The organism is Flagellimonas abyssi, assembly GCF_019457905.1.
GTDB lineage: Bacteria > Bacteroidota > Bacteroidia > Flavobacteriales > Flavobacteriaceae > Flagellimonas > Flagellimonas abyssi.
The window spans coordinates 169,624-188,854 of the sequence record NZ_JAHZSV010000005.1; the positions used below are offsets into that span (position 1 = coordinate 169,624).

The window sequence follows — 19,231 nt, forward strand, 5'->3', positions numbered from 1 at the left end:
AATTTTAAAACCACATGGCACAAAAACCATCCATAGCTAAAGGAACCCGCGATTTTTCACCTGCAGAGGTGTCCAGACGTAACTATATCATCCAGATCATTAAAAAACACTTCGAAACCTATGGTTTTCAGCCGATAGAGACTCCATCTTTCGAGAATTCGGAGACTTTAATGGGAAAATATGGGGATGAAGGCGACCGTCTGATTTTTAAAATCTTGAATTCCGGTGATTTTATTTCCAAGGTGGATGATGTGACTTATAGTTCAAAAAATTCCGCTTCGTTGACCCCGAAAATCTCCGAAAAAGCACTTCGTTATGACCTGACCGTACCTTTTGCCCGTTACGTGGTGATGCACCAAAACGAGATTGATTTTCCGTTTAAGCGATATCAGGTTCAACCTGTGTGGCGTGCCGACCGTCCGCAAAAAGGGCGTTTTAGAGAGTTTTACCAGTGTGATGCCGATGTGGTCGGTGCAAATTCCTTGCTTCAAGAAGTGGAGTTTGTACAGTTGTACGATGCCGTTTTCACCGATTTGGGATTAAATGGGGCAACCATCAAAATCAATAACCGAAAAATACTTTCTGGAATCGCCGAAGTAATTGGAGCCAAACACTTATTGGTCGATTTTACCGTGGCCTTGGACAAGTTGGACAAGATAGGAGAGGAGAAGGTGAAGGCCGAGATGGTGGAAAAAGGCATTTCCGAGTCGGCCATAGCCAAGGCACAGCCTTTGTTTGATATGGTGGGAACCGCTTCCGAACAATTGGAAAAACTAAAAAGTATTCTTTCCGACTCCGAAGTCGGTATGTTGGGCGTTGCTGAACTGGAAGAAATTATTTCCACCGTGGATATGGTGGGATTGCAATCAGCAAAGCTCCAATTAGATGTGACGCTTGCCCGTGGGTTAAATTACTACACCGGCGCCATTTTTGAAGTGGCCGCACCAGAGGGCGTTAAAATGGGTTCCATTGGAGGTGGTGGCCGTTATGATGACCTTACCGGTATTTTTGGACTCAAAGATGTAAGCGGGGTGGGAATTTCCTTTGGATTGGACCGTATTTATTTGGTTCTGGAGGAATTGAATCTCTTTCCTGACAGCTTGGATACTTCGTTGGATGTGCTTTGCCTCAATTTTGGAAAAAAGGAAGGCATGGCGGCCTTAAAACTGGTTTCTGGGCTACGCAAGCAAGGTCTTAGGGCTGATTTATACCCAATGGATACCAAAGTGCAAAAGCAGTTTAAATATGCCGACAAAAGGGGAGTGCCGTATGTAATTCTTTTGGGAGAGCAGGAGCTTACCGATGGTAAATTTGTGGTAAAGAACATGAAGACAGGCGACCAAAAGGAATATGCCTTGGATGCCGTTCAGGAATTTGCAGAAAAAGTCAAGTCCGACTTTTAATTTCCTTTATAATGGTTTTGTAATAGGTAGGTCCGTGCGGTACGTATTTGCCGACACTGGCCAAGCCCCAGGTTTCCTCGGCGAACTTAAAAAGTGGTATGAGTGCTAAATCTTCTACCTCACTTTCTTGTTTGTTGAGTTGGTTCAAGGGAACCGTTAATTTGCACAAAAAAATGTGATGCAATTCCGCATCAATAAAGTCCTCGGATATCTTGTGAATGGCTTTGAAGGTTCCTAGAGGCTCTAATTCTGATTCCGATACCGTAAGTCCTATTTCTTCTTTTACCTCCCTAGCGGCAGCATTAACAATGTTTTCTCCAGCAGAAACATGTCCGGCCACTGAAACATCCCAAAGTAGGGGGTGGGTAGATTTATCTTTACCGCGTTGCTGAATCAATACTCGTCCATCGTGTGTATAGAGCCAAACATGGACGGTAGGATGAAGCAGTCCTTTCCGGTGAGCTTCCGATTTTAAACAAGATTGCCCCGTAGGTTTTCCGTGTTCGTCCCAAATGTCAACTAGCTCATCCATATCACATAAAGATAAAAAAAAGTCACCCCGAAGAAGTTTCGAGGCGACAAATTTTAATATCGGAATGATGGAAAATAATCAATTAATCAAAATAACTGAAAGTTTCTCCTTCTTTGATGTTCAATAAAGTTTCGTAAATCAAACGGATAACGTTCTCCACATCGTCTTTGTGAACAGTTTCCACTGTAGTGTGCATATAGCGCAAGGGCAACGATATCAAAGCGGAAGCAACGCCGCCATTACTATAGGCAAAAGCATCCGTGTCAGTTCCGGTGTAGCGAGATGATGCATTGCGCTGAAATGGAATCTTTTTGGATTCCGCAGTTTCCAAAATACGTTCGCGCAGTTTGTTCTGTACCGCTGGGGCATAGGAAATTACAGGTCCATCGCCAATTTTGGTCTCTCCCTCAGTCTTTTTGTTGATCATCGGAGTGGTGGTGTCATGGCAAACGTCGGTAACAATAGCAACATTTGGTTTTATGGTCTGTGTGATCATTTCGGCACCACGTAATCCAATTTCTTCTTGGACCGAGTTGGTAATGTACAATCCAAAGGGCAGTTCCTTTTTGTTCTCCTTGAGCAGGCGCGCAACTTCGGCGATCATAAAACCACCCATTCGGTTGTCCAAGGCACGGCAAACAAATTTGTCCTTGTTCAAAATATGGAATTGGTCGGGATATGTGATTACACAACCCACATGAACGCCCATTTTCTCCACTTCTTCCTTATCCTTGGCACCAATATCGATAAAAATGTTGTCCAATTTGGGAGACTCTTCTTTTTCCTTGTTCCTGGTATGGATAGCTGGCCATCCAAATACACCTTTCACAATACCGTTTTTGGTATGGATGTCCACCCATTTTGATGGGGCGATTTGATGGTCACTACCGCCATTTCTGATTACATAAAGCAATCCTTCATCGGTAATATAGTTGACATACCAAGAAATTTCATCGGAATGCCCTTCGATGACCACCCTATATTTTGCATCTGGATTAATTACACCTACGGCCGTACCATAAGTGTCCGTGATAAACTCGTCCACATAAGGTTTTACGTAGTCCATCCAAATTTTTTGACCTTCCCATTCATAACCCGTCGGTGATGGATTGTTCAGGTATTTTTCTAAAAACTCAAGGGATTTTTCGTTGATGATTTTCTCTTTTGACATGTATCTGATTTAGAACACAAACTTAAGAATATTCACTTTTATTTAATAGCCAAATCACACCTTTATACTTACTTTTGGCAAGACTTTTGACAAAGAAATATGATGCTACGTATCTGTTTTTTAGTTATTTTCTTAACGATTTATGGCTTCGGATGGGCCCAAGAATCGAAAGGGGACTCTATTAAAACACCAATGGATTCGATTGCCAATGATTCCATAGAGGACTACTATATTAGGTTCGAAGGGGATTCCATTTTGATGAGTTCCATTGAGCTTGAAGAGGTGTATATATTTGGTGAATTGGACTTTGCCAGCCGGGAAGACAAGCTACGCTACTATATTCTTCGCAGAAAAACCTTAAAAGTATATCCCTACGCCAAGCTGGCGGCTGAACGACTGGTGGAACTGAACGACAGCTTAAAGCTCATCAAAAAACCCAGGCATCAGAGAAAATATACCCGTAAGGTCCAAAAATATATCGAGGGTGAGTTTTCCGAAGAGTTAAAGAAACTTACCCGTACCGAAGGACAGATTTTGGTGAAATTGATCCATAGACAAACAGGGGAGACCGCTTTCGACTTGGTAAAAGAACTCCGCAGCGGATGGCGCGCCTTTTGGTACAATACCACCGCGAGTTTGTTCAAGATCAGTTTAAAGGAAGAGTTTCGTCCTGTAGAAGTGCATGAGGATTATTTGATAGAGGATATATTGCAACGAGCCTTTGCGGCCAATAGGTTGGAGCGGCAAAAATCTGTTTTGGATTATGATTATGCCCAACTTTCCAATAAATGGAAAAACCAACCTCCCAGGACGGGCAATTAATCTTTCTGTTTTTTACCGAAAACAGCATCCATCACAATACTAACGGATCTAAAACCTAAATAAATGGCCAATATGGCACAGATAATGCCCAAAATCAAAACGGGCCAGTAAAAGGGATGTCCTTCATTTTTGAATGCTTCATAGATCAAAAATGGTCCCATAAACATGGCAAGCACGGTATAGCCAAACGACTTTACTCCTTTTACCAAAAGTTCCTTGTTGGTTCGCTTCATGGGACCAAAGTAGGAATATTAGCTTATATTTAAAGGATATTGCACTAAAAATCAACTATGGAATTACTAGTTCTTGGGGTGGTCGTCCTGTTCATTGTCATTGCTACCGTAAAGTTTAAAATGCATCCCATCTTTTCGCTGACCATAGCAGCAATAGCTTCTGGTTTTTTCTTGGGCATGGCGCCAAAAAGCATCATGTCCACCATGGTGGAGGGCTTTGGAAATACGCTTTCCGGAATAGGACTTGTCATAGCCTTTGGTACGGTAATCGGTATTTATTTGGAAAGAACGGGAAGTACACAGGTGTTGGCCAATAGTATCTTGGGGATAATAGGCCTAAAGCGTTCACCTTTGGCAATGAACTTGGCGGGTTTTGTTATTTCAATCCCCGTGTATTGCGATTCGGGCTACATCATACTTTCCTCATTAAATAAAGCCATCAGTAAAAAAACGGGTATTCCCGTGCTTGTTTTTGCCATTGCATTGGCCACAGGGTTATATTCCGCTCACGTGTTTGTGCCACCGACACCCGGGCCTTTGGCCGCTGCCGCCATTTTGGATGCAGATTTGGGAATGGTGCTGATATTCGGGCTTTTGGTCGCCATACCCGTTTCCATTTCTGGATATTTTTGGGCAAGGTTCATCGGAAAATCATTGCAGGAAGATGAGACTTTGGAAACTGCGGAAACCAAAGAGGAAGTTCCATCTACGGTAAAACCTTTTCAAGCCTTTTTGCCCTTATTGGTACCGATAATTTTGATAGCATTGAAGTCCGTTGCAGATTACCCGACCCATCCGTTGGGAGATGGTTGGGCCTTCTCTGTTTTAGGTTTTTTGGGCAGTCCCGTAATTGCCTTGTTGATCGGGGTTTTCTTTGCTTTTGCGTTGGGTAGAAAAGTTCCTTCGGAAGAGAAAAAGGATTGGGTGCCCGAAGCCTTCAAGCAAGCAGGAGCAATTGTACTGATTACTGGAGCAGGAGGGGCATTTGGTGCTATTCTGAGAACTATGGATATTGCATCCATCATTAATTTGGAGTCCAGCACAGGAGTTGGTGGTCTTTTGATAGCTTTTGCGGTTTCAGCAGTGCTCAAAACGGCCCAGGGGTCGTCAACCGTTGCCATTATTACCACATCTGCCATCGTTGCACCTCTGTTGGAAACCTTTGGTTTGGTTTCCATTACAGATAAGGCCTTGGCTGTTCTTGCAATAGGAGCAGGGGCCATGACGGTGTCACATATCAACGATAGTTATTTTTGGGTAGTTTCACAGTTTTCCAATATGAAGGTTAAAACAGCGTTGCGTGGACATACGTTGGGAACCTTGGTCCAGGGTGTTGTTGGTATTTTGATGATTTTGATGATCTACGCTTTTGTCTAGAAGCCGCTATTCAATAATAAGACTCCTTTTATATTCTTGCACTACGGCAAAGTAACCTAGGGCAAAATCATTGGGATTCTCCACATCATCGATTACGGTAACGTTCTCCGCCCCTGTAATATCAAAAACATTGCCGCGTACCGTTGCGACGGGTGTTTGAAAAGGCCCTCCGCCATTTCCTGTTTGCTCCAGCACCAGGTCCATATAATTGTAAAAACCTTGTGTTGCCCCTAAAATGCTGACCGTTACGTGGTCACCAGGTTCGGTCTTGTCATCATAGAAAAAGGAAAACTGGAATTGTTGTCCTTGAAAAAATTCGTCCTCAACCGTTTGAAATTCACCGAACATAAAATCGAACACATAAAAATTGTCCGCTTCGCCATCGTCCGTGAAGGTTACGATGATTTCAGTTTGATCTTCATCGAAAAAGACTTCGTCTCCTTGTTCCAGATTATCCAAAGGTACGGTCGGTACGTATTCTGTTTGGGCAAAGTAGTATCTATCCTGATAATTGATTTCTAATATAAAAACGGTTCCCAGTTCAGCGGCCGAAGAGGGTATTCGTTGGTCCGTAGGCAAATTCGGGTCCGGGATATAAATTCCGGAGTCAGGTATTTCTTCCACCAAAGATGATGTAGATACATTATCGAAGGTGCCTTCACTGTTCAACTGGCCATAAGATATCATGACGCTCTCTGCCTGCACGGGTTGATTTTCTTCGAAAAAAATACTGCTGGCCTTAAGGCCTATGCGCACATTTATGAATTCCTGTTCCTTATCCACACGCAAAAGTCCATCTACCACTAATTTAGATTCCGTTTCCGACAAATCTACATCAACAACATCTTCACAGGAACCGAATATTAGCGCAATAAATAGATATGCCAATAACTTTTTCATGCCGTTAAAATTTAAAATTATAGGTTACGGAAGGGATGATTCCAAAAATAGATGTCCGAATGGCTTCGTTCCTGCCCGTGTCCTCATTTTCCCTAAAGTTTATGGATGCGGCATTTTTGCGACTGTACGCATTGTAAATACTGAATACCCATTCGGATTGAATTTTCTTCCGCTTATTTCGTTTTGGGGTCAAAATGGCAGAAATATCCAATCTGTGATAATCTGGTAGGCGTTCTTCGTTCCGTAGCCCATAGTATGGAACTGTCATATCTTCAAATTCAAATTGACCTACTGGATAGTTGGTGGGTTGTCCGGTTTGATAGATAAAATTCGCATTGAAGCTCCACTTTTCATTAAGCTCAAAACTTCCATAAACAGAAAGATCGTGGCTTTTGTCATACGGGGTATTGTACCATTCTCCCATATTGATTCCGGTTTCTAAAGTGGTTCTTCCAGGAGCCCTTTGCTCAGATTTCGATAGGGTGTAGGCCAACCAACCTGTAAATCGACCTTCATTTTTGCGAAGCAAAAGCTCCAAACCGTAGGCCCTTGCTTCTCCGTTCAATATAACTTGCTCTATGGCATCATTGGCAATAAGGTTGGCACCGTCAATATAATCTATTCTATTTTGGATGGTCTTATAGAATGTTTCTGCCTCCAAACTGTATACCCCTTCTTTTATATTTCTGAAATATCCGACGGCATATTGGTCCAGAAGCTGTGGCTCCACAAATGGGCCGCTCGGTGTCCATACATCCAAAGGGGTGGGGGAGTTTGTATTGGAAATCAGGTGTAAGTATTGCGCCAATCGGGTGTAACTGGCCTTTATGGAGTTATTTTCTTTAAACGTATAGGACATGGAAATCCTTGGCTCCAGATTAAAAAATGATTTCATGGTTTCGCTCCGGCCAGGATTAATGGTGTCTATGGGGTTCGCTTCTCCATAGGTTTGGGTAAAAGGGTCAAAATCCACAGGATTGTCATCGGCATAAACAAAGAACTCGTCCTGCCCAAACCTGCTGAACTGACTAGCCCTTAATCCATATTCTATACTCAGGTTTTCTGTGATTTCGTGTTCAACATCAATGTAAGCAGCATTTTCGTTAGCGTATTTTTTGGTGAGCTGATCTTCAACGATACCGGAATCGGGACTGTTGGGCACTATTTTCCCTGGATTGAATACATAATAGATGCTGTTGATTCCGTAATTCAACTGGAGTTTGTTGTTCAAGTAGTGTTTTAGATCGTACTTAAGGTTAAAGTTTTGGATGCCAGAGTTCCACTCAAAACCCACAAAATCAAGCTCTAGGCCATAATAGTAATCAGAATAAATAAGTGAAAGGTTGGAGAAAAGCTTATCGGAAAAAAGGTGGTTCCATCTCAAATTACCCACTGCATTTCCATATTCGTTTACAAAACGGTCGCTTACATTAAAAAGATCCCTGCCAAAGTATCCGGATAGGAAAACACTGTTATTTTCATTGATTCTGTGCGTAATTTTGGTGTTAAGATCATAGAAATAGGCCTTATTGTCTATATCAAACAGAGGAAGAAAGAGATGTGCATAGGACGCCCTACCGCCGGCTAGAAAAGAAGTTTTGTCCTTTTGAATGGGACCCTCTATCAATAATCTGCTCGCGACTGCCCCAATACCTCCGTTTACTTTAAATTCTTTGCTGTTCCCTTCTTTTTGAAAGATATCGAGCACGGAGGAGACCCTTCCACCGTATCTTGCCGGGATTCCGCCCTTAAAGAGTTTTACATCCTTTATTGCGTCCGGATTGAATACGGAAAAGAAGCCGAACAAGTGCGATGAATTGAAGACGGTGGCCTCATCCAGTAGGATAAGGTTTTGGTCTGCAGCGCCACCGCGAACATTAAATCCAGAAGATGCCTCTCCTGCACTCGTAACACCAGGTAAAAGTAATAACGATTTTATAACATCGGATTCACCCAGCACTACGGGAATCTCCTTTATAGTACTGGAAGTCAACGAAGTAACGCTCATTTGGGGTTTGCGGATATCCAGTTTTTCCACATTGTCCGTTACCACGACCTCTTGAAGTTCTTCCGTTTTTTCGGTCAAATTGAAATCTAGCTTCACATTTTTGTTCAGAGTAATGGTCTGTACAATTTCCTGAAAACCCAGATAGCTCACTATGATTTGATATTCTCCCTCTGGAAGCGTTATGGAATAAAAACCGTACTCGTTGGTGGTTGTCCCGGTTTTTAACTCCGAAACGGCCACTGTAACACCTATCAACGATTCGTTACTGGATGCTTCGAAGATTGTGCCGCTCAGGGTGTACCTCTCTTGGGCCTGAATTACAAAAAAATGCCAAAACAGGGCTAGCAAAAATGCAAGATAATGTCTGGGCATTCGATTGATTTTTTTAAAAGTACACATTTATCGGGCAGTGAAAAAACGAATGTAGCTACCTAAGATTATTTTAACATTATTATAGGATAAAACAAAAGGCAGCCAATTCAGGGCCGCCTTTTACTCTACATTTATGTTTATTTTGATTATCCAATGGAATCCAAAATACTGTTCAAGGTTGAACTGGGGCGCATAGCCTTTGAAGCCATTTCTGGATCTGGGAGATAGTATCCTCCAATATCCACTGGCGAACCTTGCGCATCTATAAATTCTTGGGTAATTTTCGCTTCGTTAGCTGACATTGCCTCATAAACTTTGCCGAATATGGTTTTTAGTTCCCTATCCTTGTCTTGTTTGGCCAATTGCTCTGCCCAGTACAAGGCAAGGTAGAAGTGGCTTCCACGGGTATCTATTTCGTTTACCTTTCTGGATGGTGACCTGTCCTGGTTCAAGAATTCTTCGGTTGCCTTGTCCAACGCATCGGCAAGCACCTGTGCTTTTTGGTTATTGTTCTTTTCTCCAAAGAATTCCAATGACACGGCCAATGCCAGGAATTCACCAAGGGAATCCCATCTCAAGTGACCTTCTTCCAAAAATTGCTCTACGTGCTTGGGAGCTGAGCCACCTGCACCGGTCTCGAACAATCCTCCACCGTTCATCAAAGGAACAATGGACAACATTTTTGCACTGGTTCCAACTTCCAAAATAGGGAAGAGGTCGGTCAAATAATCCCGCAATACGTTACCGGACACGGAGATGGTATCTTTTCCTTCCTTCATGCGCTTCAAGGTGAACTTGGTAGCTTCGATAGGGGAAAGAATCCTGATGTCCAATCCAGATGTATCGTGGTCTTTTAGGTAAACTTCTACTTTTTTGATTAATTCGGCATCATGCGCCCTGTTTTCATCTAACCAGAAAACGGCCGGGGTGCCTGTTGCCCTCGCTCTTGAAACGGCCAATTTTACCCAATCTTGAACCGGGGCATCCTTCACTTGGCACATTCTCCAAATGTCGCCTTCTTCCACGGCGTGCTCTATGAGTGTTTCGCCAGCGGCATTTACCACTTTTACCGTTCCGGCTTTTTCTATTTCGAAGGTTTTATCGTGGGAGCCATATTCTTCGGCCTTCTGGGCCATCAAACCTACGTTGGGAACGGTTCCCATGGTCGTAGGGTCGAAAGCACCGTGTTCTTTACAAAAATCTATAGTGGCCTGATATACGCCAGCGTAACTACTGTCCGGAATAATGGCCTTGGTGTCTTGAAGCTCACCGTTCTTGTCCCACATTTTACCAGAGTTTCTGATCATGGCGGGCATGGATGCATCGATGATCACATCACTTGGTACGTGAAGGTTTGTAATGCCTTTATCGGAATTCACCATGGCCAAATCTGGTCCGTTTTCGATACTTGCCTTGATGGCCGCCTCGATTTCTTTATGCTGGTCTTCGGGCAATTTGCCGATCTTATCAAAAAGGGTCTCCAATCCATCGTTAGGATTGATTCCCAATTTTTCGAAAGTGTCACTATAATTTTTGAACAGTTCGGAAAAGTAGACTTCCAAAGCATGTCCAAAAATGATGGGGTCGGAAACCTTCATCATGGTGGCTTTAAAGTGCAAGGAAAGCAAGATGCCCTTTTCCCTTGCATCTGCAATTTCTTTGGTCAAGAATTCCACCAATGCTTTTTTACTCATTACAGTTGCATCGACAACCTCACCTTTCAGAAGAGCCAGCTTGTCTTTTAGCACGGTTGTGCTGCCGTCTGAACCTACCAATTCGATACGTATTTCGTCCGCATTGGACAGTGTCAGCGATTTTTCGTTGGATTTAAAGTCTCCGTGGGACATGGTGGCCACATGGGTCTTCGAATCCGAAGACCATTCGCCCATCGTATGCGGATGCGCCTTTGCGTAATTTTTTACTGCTTTTGGAGCACGTCTGTCCGAGTTCCCTTCACGGAGTACTGGGTTTACGGCGCTACCTTTTATCTTATCATATTTGGCCTTGATGGCTTTTTCCTCGTCGGTTTTAGGTTCGTCGGGGTAATTGGGAAGGTTATACCCCTTTTTTTGTAATTCCTCAATGGCTTCTTTTAACTGTGGTATGGAAGCACTGATATTCGGAAGTTTTATGATGTTGGCCTCTGGGGTCTTGGCAAGTTCGCCCAAAATGGACAAATCGTCTGGTATTTGCTGTTCCTTGGTCAACAATTCGGGAAACACGGCAGCAATTCTACCGGCCAAAGAAATGTCCTTGGTCTCTACGGTAATATTGGCGGTTTCGGTGAATGATTTTACAATGGGTAAGAAGGATAATGTTGCTAAGGCGGGTGCCTCGTCTGTTTTGGTATAATAAAGTTTAGCCATTTATATGTATTTGTTTGAGCGGTTGCAAATATACGATATATGGACGGTGAAGTACGAACGGAAGTGACTAAAAGTGTGGGTTTTTGGTGATAATTTGTTAAAAAACAAAAGCCATTTCCTCGTTTTTACCAAGGAGATGGCTTTCAGAATGGACTCAAGATTTGTTTGGTGGTACCAAAACTGTAACCTATTTGATTACATCTTTTGCCCTTTCGACGTTTGCTCTGCCATGCTCTTAATTTTTCAACTAATCTACATTTAGCAAAGTATACTGTTACATTCCTAAATTTTATCAAAATGGAAAATTGCTCTTCCATTCGCACATAAAATCTATTATTTTTCATTGGGTTTTGCCAAAGCACCTCCCAAGTCAAAATTCCTTTTGTGATCAGTAGTGTTACCAATTAAAAGGGAATCCACAGTTTTAAAGAACGTCAACTTTAAATCAATATCATTGTGATGGTATCGCAATCATATCTTCGTCTAAAATAGAACAGAAAACCAGATTTTGCAAGTTTATAAAGGATTAAAAATCAACACGATATGAACCATGGTTATTAACAATTGTTCATAAAAAAAAGCACCCGATTTCGGGTGCTTTTTCAGTTTGTTCAGGATTTGGATTATCCTTTAACTTCTTTAATACGGGCCTTTTTACCGGTAAGACCTCTAAAGTAGAAGATTCTGGATCTACGTACTTTACCTTTTTTGTTTACTTCTACTCTTTGCAAAGCGGGCATGTTTACTGGGAAAATTCTTTCCACACCTACAGTACCGGACATTTTGCGGATAGTAAAAGTTTCTGTTGCACCGCTTCCTCTACGTTGTATTACTACACCTTTAAAGAACTGGGTACGAGTTTTTTCACCTTCCTTGATTTCGTAATACACAGTGATGGTGTCACCAGCTGAGAATTTTGGAAATTCTTTTTTTGGAACAAATTCGTCTTCAACAAATTTTATTAAGGATTCCATTTGTATGTTTTTTAATGTTTTTTGCAAGATCAACTTACACGGATTTCGTCAGAGGTTGATTTTGAGATTGCAAAAGTAATCTATTATTTAGAAATTACAAGCTGTTTTTTACCTTTTTGATTTATTTTTCCAAAAGGTCGGGTCTTCTTTCTTGAGTACGTTCCAAGGCTTGTTGCTCCCGCCATTTCTCAATTTTTGGAAAGTTACCGCTCAACAGGATTTTTGGAACTTCCATTCCTTTATATTCCGCAGGTCGAGTATATACGGGCGGAGCCAATAGATTGTCCTGAAACGTATCGGTCAGGGCAGAGGTTTCATCGTTCAATACTCCTGGAAGCAATCGAATTACCGCATCGCACAAAATAGCAGCGGCGAGTTCACCACCAGAAAGCACATAGTCGCCAATGGAAATTTCACGGGTCACGAACATGTCCCTCACCCGTTGGTCGACACCTTTATAATGTCCGCAAAGCACAATAATGTTTTTTTTCATGGAAATTTCATTGGCCATTCCCTGGTTTAAGGTATTGCCATCGGGTGTCATATAAATGACTTCGTCATACTCCCTTTCCGCTTTTAATTGGGAAATGCATTTATCGATGGGTTCTATCATCATCACCATCCCGGCTCCACCGCCAAATTGGTAGTCGTCCACCTGCTTATAATTTCCGGTGGTGTAATCTCTCAAATTATGAAGGTGCACCTCTACCAAACCCTTTTCTATGGCCCGTTTTAGTATTGATGCTTCGAAAGGGCTTTTTAGAAGTTCGGGAAGTACGGTGATAATGTCTATCCGCATGGACATTGGTGTTGTGTATTGATTTGCCGCAAAAATAGTGAATGCAGGCAATAACTGCTATATAAAAGAAAGGCTTCCGAAATGGAAGCCTTAATTCTTATTTTTTCTGCTTGTTCAGTTCGTCCTGTAACTGTCGACTTATTTTCTGCTCGCGTTCAAGAGCTCTTCTCCTATGATTTTGATACTCATCTTCCAACTCGGCAAGCGCAGATTTGGCCTGCTGCGTCAAAAAGTTGCTATTTCTAAATCGATATATAAAGAACAAAAGAAGCAACAACAGTCCAAAAATAATGGACCACAATATAAAGTTGTAGGTTCCTTTGCTTATCAACAGGCCAAAGAAGGAAATACTGTCTTTTTCTTCGGTAACACTGTTCAATTTATTGGTCGTTTCTTGCAGTTTTCCGTTCAGGTCCTCTATTTCGGCATCATTTGCGGTAATGGTAGCCGACAAGTCCTTGATGGTCTTATTCGCTGTATCGATGGAATCAAAAACGTTATCTTTCGTTTTGTATAGGTCGGTTATCTTGACCACCTCATATTGGATACCATTGGCCCGATAATTGCCCGACTTACGTTCCAATTCTTCAAACTGCCCCCTAAGGGTGTTATCAGTTTCTTCGGTTGATTCATCTTCCTGGGCATGGACGGATAGGACAGGAATTAGTAAGGCTAAGGCAAATAAAATGCGTAAATGCTTCATGTTCAATAATGTTCTCGTATTAAATTTAGATTAAGGGTGGAGCGAAATTACATCAATATACCTAATTTAAAAAAAGAAAATCAGTTCAAAGAACAATTCGTGCCCCACTAATAATACGTATAACGCCTAACTTTTGCGATATATTTTGCCAATCGCACAACTTGATGCGAATAACCATACTCGTTATCGTACCAAATATACAATACCACATTTTTTCCGCCGGGAGCAACAATTGTGGCCTTGCTGTCATAAATTGATGGCGCCGTGGTGCCTACAATGTCCGAAGATACCAATTCGTTGCTCAGCGCATACTTTATCTGCTCCACCAAATCACCTTCCAATGCATATTTTTTAATGATGGTATCAATGCCCTCTTTTGAGGTTTTGTTTTTGACCTCTAAGTTTAGGATGGCAAGTGACCCATTGGGTACGGGAACCCTTATGGCGTTCGAGGTCAGTTTTCCCTTTAGCGATGGCAATGCTTTGGCAACTGCCGACCCTGCACCTGTTTCCGTAATCACCATATTAAGTGCGGCCGCACGGCCACGACGGTACTTATTGTGCATATTGTCCACCAAATTCTGGTCATTGGTATAGGCGTGGATGGTCTCCAAATGCCCTTTTTTAATGCCCAGGGAATCCTCGATGACCTTTAGGATAGGGGTAATGGCGTTCGTAGTGCATGACGCAGCAGAGTATATTTTTGTCTTGTCCGGGTCAAAATCCTTGTGGTTTACCCCGTGTACAATATTAGGAACCTCTTTTCCCGGGGCGGTCAACAACACCTTGCTGGCCCCTTTTGATTTCAGATGTCGAGATAGTTCCTTGTTGTCCCTAAAGGCACCGGTGTTATCGATAATCAAGGCGTTTTGGATGCCGTATTGGGTGTAATCGATATCTTCGGGTTGATTGGCATTGATGATTTTTACGGTTGTACCATTAATGATAAGTGCTTGCTTTTCCATATCAACATCAACAGTTCCGGTAAAAGGTCCGTGAACCGAATCGGTCTTAAGGAGTGCGGCTCTTTTTTCCAAAACTTCCCTGTTCATTTCGCCGCGGACTACAATGGCACGCAATCGTAACTGACTTCCTCGGCCTGTTTTGGCCATAAGTTCGCGCGCTACCAAACGTCCAATGCGTCCAAAACCATACAGCACCACATCTTTTGGATTTATGGCTTTGGAGGTTTGGGCGCCCTTTAGTTTATCGATAACAAAGGCCTTTACATTTAAATGGGCGTTCTGGCTGGAATTGTACTCGTAGGTCAATTTGCCGATATCGAGTTTGGCAGGAGGGAGGTTAAGGTCGTTGATGGCCCGTAGAATCTCCACGGAATCAAAAATAGACATAGGCTTTTGAACAAACTCAACCGCATATTCGTGTAGGTTGATGATGTCGCTTACATTCTTGTCGATGATTTGATTTTTGAAGAGAACCACTTCGATAGCCTTGTCGTACCAAAGGTCGCTTATGATCTTTATGAATTCGGTAGTGGCTTTACGTCTATCTGCCTGAAAGGCAAGTTCTTTTTCGTAAGATAAATTGTTGTTCATGGATGATGGTTGCGGTTGTGATGATTAATTTCGTGGCTAAATTATATATTTCAAACGTTTTCGTAAAACATAAAGGGTATAAAAAAAGCGCCTTTTTAAAGACGCTTTTAAGTGTTTTTTCAGCACTTTTTACTGAAGTATCATGTGTTCTTTTTCACCATCTTCATTGATCATGGTGAAACTGGTTCGTCCATATCGGGACAATTGGCCAAAAAGTTGCTTGGCATCATCAATATTATTGATGGGTTCACCATCCAATTCAATGATGACCTTGTTGGTCAAACCATATCGGGAGTAACCTTGGGGAACATCAATAATCTTAACGCCTTTGGATACGCCAAATTTCTTTTTGTCTTCTTTGGTCAAGTTTTTCACCTTAAAAGAAGTAGCTGGTAGAATAATGCTGTTCTGTTTTTTCAAGGTTACATTTTTTACCAAATTTTCGCCATCTCGGTCCAATGTTACTTGTACCACATCTCCGGGCCTTTTGGAATTTAAATACCCTGTAAGTTCAGAGAACTTGCCAATATTGACATTATCCACTTTTTTAATGACGTCACCTTGCATTAAACCGGCCTCATCGGCGCCGGACTCTTCTTCCACGCCTGCCACATAAACACCTTCAAGTTCATCGAGCCCCATTTCAATAGCTTGTGGAGACCTGGTATTTGCAGCGGAAATACCCAACAGTCCTTTTTGGACATTACCGAACTCCATAATATCCTCCACTACCTTTTTGGCAATATTACTGGGAACCGCAAAGGCATAGCCTACGTAGGAGCCTGTTTGCGAGGTGATGGCGGTGTTTATGCCTATAAGATCACCATTGGTGTTCACCAAAGCGCCACCACTGTTTCCCGGGTTGACCGCGGCATCGGTCTGTATAAAGGATTGTGCGCCGGTTGGGGAAAGTGACCGTGCTTTGGCACTCACTATTCCAGCAGTTACGGTAGAGGTAAGGTTAAAGGGGTTGCCAACGGCAAGTACCCACTCGCCAATTTTCGCATTGTCGGAATCCCCAAAAGCCAAATAGGGAAGAGCATCTTCGGCATCTATCTTTAAAAGGGCGATGTCCGAGTCGGCGTCGGTTCCGATTACTTCGGCCTCATATGATTTGTTGTTGTTCAATACCACTTCCAGTTGGCTCGAGTTGGCGATTACGTGATTATTGGTCACTATGTAACCATCTGGAGAAATAATCACTCCGGAACCAGTTCCTACCTGTGGGGTCGATTTACGTTCATACCCATAGAAGAACTCGGCAATACTGGACGGCCCCCTACTGCTCATGGTCATATTTTTTACGTGTACCACGGAATTCACCGTTTTTTCGGCCGCAGAGGTAAAATCAACCTCGTTGATACCTGCCCCACTGGCGGAAGTTTCCAGATTACTCGTGGTTACAAAAGGTGTTTCCTCTTGCGTAGTGACCCATTTATAGCTTTCTTTCTCAAAAAATAATTTGTAAGCTCCAAGCGTAATTGCACCTGCAAATACGGATACAAGGAATAAACTAGCTATTTTCTTCATAATTCATTAACAATTTAACATTAAGCTTTATCAAAATTAAAAGTTTTCAATTTTTGGCTAAGTCGGTTTAACGCTGTTTTAACTCCAAAAAAAACCTTAAAAAACCCCGTATATTTGTTCCTTTGTAGATAATCATGGAACTACAGTTTTTTAAATATCAAGGAACGGGAAACGATTTTGTAATTATCGACAATCGTCAGGATATATTTCCCAAAAACAATACCAAGCTTGTAGCGGAGCTTTGTGACCGAAGATTTGGCATTGGAGCGGACGGTTTGATTCTGCTCGAAAATGACAATGTGTCTGATTTTAAGATGGTTTACTATAATGCAGATGGAGCCGAAAGCACTATGTGTGGCAATGGAGGTCGCTGCTTGGTAGCGTTTGCCCATTATTTGGGAGTGATAGAAGAAAAGACCACCTTTAATGCAGTAGATGGTCTTCATAAAGCTACCGTAGAAGGCGACATCGTAAATTTAAAGATGATTGATGTGGATAAGATACACGAGAAACAAAACCATAGTTTTTTGGATACTGGCTCCCCACATCATGTGCAACTAGTAAAGGAGCTAAAGCAGTTTGATGTACAAAAGGAAGGCAAAAAACTCCGCTACGGAATTTATGGGGCATCTGGAAGCAATATCAATTTTGTGGAACAGACCAGCGACAATGCCTTTGATGTACGTACCTACGAAAGAGGAGTGGAGGGGGAGACCTTTTCCTGTGGCACAGGGGTGACCGCTGTGGCCCTGGCCATGCACGAATCAGGTAAAACCGCCGCGAACGAGGTACATATCCATACCATCGGGGGGGATTTGACCATTTCTTTTGAGAAAAAGGAGGGGAAATACAGCAATGTCTTTTTAAAAGGCCCAGCCATACAAGTGTTTAAAGGAACCATCGAATGCTCAATCTAAAGGGACAACACATTTATTTGCGGGCATTGGAGCCCACTGACCTAGATTTTCTGTATAGATTGGAAAACGATACATCGGTATGGGAACTGAGCGGTACGCTAAAACCTTACTCCAAAAAGGTGCTGCAATTGTATTTGGACAATGCCCACAGGGATATTTATGATGTGAAGCAATTACGATTGTGTATCAGTAACAATCAAGATGAGTGCATTGGGTTAATCGATTTGTTCGATTTTGACCCCAAAAACCGCCGTGCCGGCATTGGAATTATAATCGTAGAGCCCGGCGACCGCAATAAAGGTGCTGGTGCAGAAGCCTTGTCGCTTTTGTGCGATTATGCATTTTCAGCTTTGGACATGCATCAACTCTACGCCAATATTTTGGAGGATAATGAGGCGAGTATCCATTTGTTTCAAAAAATGGGATTCGAAGAAATCGGCGTTAAAAAGGAATGGATAAGAACCAACCAAGGGTTCAAGAACGAAATAATGTATCAAAAGATCAATACAAATGAATCTTAAGAAAGTACTTTGGGCAACGGCCGTCCTCGGATTGTTGATCTGCGGTTTTATTGCCTATCAAATTTACAGTGCCATTTTTAGTCCCAATACCCAGTTCAATAATGATGAAGCCTTTGTTTACATTGAAACGGATGCATCGTTCAGTGATGTAAAAACTTCATTGGAACCTTTGTTGCAAGATTTGTCGACTTTTGAGGCCGTCGCCAAGCGTAAAGGGTATATCACCAATATAAAAGCAGGCAAATACGCTCTCAAAAAAGGGATGAACAATAATGAGATTATCAATACCCTTCGGAGCGCCAACTTACCTGTTCAAGTATCATTTAATAATCAAGAATCGCTGGCATTGCTGGCGGGAAGAGTCTCAGAGCAGATAGAAGCAGATAGTTTAGAATTGCTTCAAACATTCAATGATCCTGAGTTTTTGAAGGAAACAAAGTTTGATGAGGATACCAAACTGGCGATGTACATTCCAAATACCTATGAATTTTTCTGGAATACCGACGCTAAAAGTTTTAGGGATAGAATGCGGACGGAATACGAACGCTTCTGGAACAGTGACCGTTTGCAAAAGGCAAAAAACCTTGGGTTGACTCCCAATGAGGTTACCGCTTTGGCAGCCATAGTACAGAAAGAAACCGCCAAGGTAGATGAGCGTCCGCGAGTGGCGGGCGTGTACCTGAATCGAATCCGAAAAGGAATGTTGCTTCAGGCCGACCCCACCGTGATCTACGCCATCAAAAAGGAAACGGGCAATTACGACACCATTATTAAAAGAGTCCTTTTTCGTGATTTGGAAATGGATTCACCTTACAATACCTATAAATATGCAGGTGTTCCACCAGGTCCGATAACCATGCCGGACATTACTTCAATCGATGCGGTTTTGAACCCTGAAAAACACGATTATCTTTATTTTGTGGCCGACGTTTCCAACTTCGGATACCATATGTTTGCCAAATCTTTGGCGCAACACAACCGAAATAAGGTACAATACACCCGATGGTTGAATCAACAAAAAGTTCTGAGATAAGGTTCTTTATCGTT

Annotated in this window: 17 protein-coding genes; 6 read left to right on the forward strand and 11 right to left on the reverse strand. The window is 42.3% G+C overall.

Going from position 1 to position 19,231, the window contains the following annotated elements; all coding sequences use genetic code 11:
• Nucleotides 1-14 precede the first annotated feature (14 nt).
• On the forward strand, nt 15-1,403 hold the full coding sequence (hisS, locus tag K1F36_RS05805; RefSeq protein WP_220112956.1) for a histidine--tRNA ligase: 1,389 nt from the start codon (nt 15-17) through the stop codon (nt 1,401-1,403).
• Here the strand turns inward: hisS and K1F36_RS05810 are convergent.
• Both K1F36_RS05810 and K1F36_RS05815 read right to left on the reverse strand, forming a co-directional pair.
• Nucleotides 1,387-1,935, reverse strand: coding sequence for an NUDIX hydrolase (locus K1F36_RS05810; protein WP_220112957.1), 549 nt, complete (start codon nt 1,933-1,935; stop codon nt 1,387-1,389). The genes hisS and K1F36_RS05810 overlap by 17 nt on opposite strands.
• 82 nt (nt 1,936-2,017) lie before the next feature.
• The gene (locus K1F36_RS05815; protein WP_220112958.1) at nt 2,018-3,106 is read right to left on the reverse strand and encodes a M42 family metallopeptidase; all 1,089 of its coding nucleotides are present in this window, start codon (nt 3,104-3,106) and stop codon (nt 2,018-2,020) included.
• A gap of 102 nt (nt 3,107-3,208) precedes the next feature.
• Between K1F36_RS05815 and K1F36_RS05820 the strand changes: the two genes are divergently transcribed.
• A complete protein-coding gene (locus K1F36_RS05820) occupies nt 3,209-3,928 on the forward strand; it encodes a DUF4294 domain-containing protein (protein ID WP_220113082.1) in 720 nt (239 codons plus the stop codon).
• Here the strand turns inward: K1F36_RS05820 and K1F36_RS05825 are convergent.
• Nucleotides 3,925-4,161 carry a DUF6095 family protein gene (locus K1F36_RS05825; protein ID WP_220112959.1) on the reverse strand — a complete coding sequence of 79 codons (237 nt, stop codon included), beginning with the start codon at nt 4,159-4,161 and terminating at the stop codon, nt 3,925-3,927. The genes K1F36_RS05820 and K1F36_RS05825 overlap by 4 nt on opposite strands.
• Nucleotides 4,162-4,218: 57 nt before the next feature.
• Between K1F36_RS05825 and K1F36_RS05830 the strand changes: the two genes are divergently transcribed.
• Entirely contained in the window at nt 4,219-5,538 is a 1,320-nt protein-coding gene (locus tag K1F36_RS05830; RefSeq protein ID WP_220112960.1) for a GntP family permease, read from the forward strand.
• A gap of 6 nt (nt 5,539-5,544) precedes the next feature.
• Here K1F36_RS05830 and K1F36_RS05835 read toward each other — a convergent pair whose 3' ends face one another.
• The 8 genes from K1F36_RS05835 to K1F36_RS05870 all read right to left on the reverse strand — a co-directional run bounded on the left by K1F36_RS05835 (nt 5,545) and on the right by K1F36_RS05870 (nt 16,746).
• Nucleotides 5,545-6,438: a DUF4249 family protein gene (locus K1F36_RS05835; protein ID WP_220112961.1), complete on the reverse strand. Its 894-nt coding sequence runs from the start codon at nt 6,436-6,438 to the stop codon at nt 5,545-5,547.
• Nucleotides 6,439-6,442: 4 nt separating this feature from the next.
• Entirely contained in the window at nt 6,443-8,818 is a 2,376-nt protein-coding gene (locus K1F36_RS05840; RefSeq protein ID WP_220112962.1) for a TonB-dependent receptor, read from the reverse strand.
• Nucleotides 8,819-8,964: 146 nt separating this feature from the next.
• A complete protein-coding gene (locus K1F36_RS05845) occupies nt 8,965-11,184 on the reverse strand; it encodes an NADP-dependent isocitrate dehydrogenase (protein WP_220112963.1) in 2,220 nt (739 codons plus the stop codon).
• 623 nt (nt 11,185-11,807) lie between these two features.
• Entirely contained in the window at nt 11,808-12,158 is a 351-nt protein-coding gene (gene rplS / locus K1F36_RS05850; protein WP_014031354.1) for a 50S ribosomal protein L19, read from the reverse strand.
• Between the two features lie 121 nt (nt 12,159-12,279).
• Entirely contained in the window at nt 12,280-12,957 is a 678-nt protein-coding gene (gene trmD, locus K1F36_RS05855; RefSeq protein WP_220112964.1) for a tRNA (guanosine(37)-N1)-methyltransferase TrmD, read from the reverse strand.
• A 97-nt stretch (nt 12,958-13,054) separates the two neighbouring features.
• A complete protein-coding gene (locus K1F36_RS05860) occupies nt 13,055-13,660 on the reverse strand; it encodes a tRNA (guanine-N1)-methyltransferase (protein ID WP_220112965.1) in 606 nt (201 codons plus the stop codon).
• Between the two features lie 107 nt (nt 13,661-13,767).
• The gene (locus K1F36_RS05865) at nt 13,768-15,216 is read right to left on the reverse strand and encodes a glyceraldehyde-3-phosphate dehydrogenase (RefSeq protein ID WP_220112966.1); all 1,449 of its coding nucleotides are present in this window, start codon (nt 15,214-15,216) and stop codon (nt 13,768-13,770) included.
• A gap of 129 nt (nt 15,217-15,345) precedes the next feature.
• Entirely contained in the window at nt 15,346-16,746 is a 1,401-nt protein-coding gene (locus tag K1F36_RS05870) for a S1C family serine protease (protein ID WP_220112967.1), read from the reverse strand.
• A 134-nt stretch (nt 16,747-16,880) separates the two neighbouring features.
• Here K1F36_RS05870 and dapF point away from each other — a divergent pair, with 134 nt between their 5' ends.
• Genes dapF through mltG form a run of 3 tightly spaced genes read left to right on the forward strand, consistent with a single transcriptional unit; the run spans nt 16,881 to nt 19,217 of the window.
• A complete protein-coding gene (gene dapF, locus K1F36_RS05875) occupies nt 16,881-17,663 on the forward strand; it encodes a diaminopimelate epimerase (protein ID WP_220112968.1) in 783 nt (260 codons plus the stop codon).
• On the forward strand, nt 17,651-18,184 hold the full coding sequence (locus K1F36_RS05880) for a GNAT family N-acetyltransferase (RefSeq protein WP_220112969.1): 534 nt from the start codon (nt 17,651-17,653) through the stop codon (nt 18,182-18,184). Before dapF ends, K1F36_RS05880 begins: the two co-directional genes overlap by 13 nt.
• Nucleotides 18,174-19,217 (forward strand): endolytic transglycosylase MltG, encoded by a 1,044-nt coding sequence (gene mltG / locus K1F36_RS05885; RefSeq protein ID WP_220112970.1) that lies wholly within the window; start codon nt 18,174-18,176, stop codon nt 19,215-19,217. The genes K1F36_RS05880 and mltG overlap by 11 nt, the downstream gene beginning before the upstream one ends.
• The last annotated feature ends 14 nt before the right edge of the window (nt 19,218-19,231 follow it).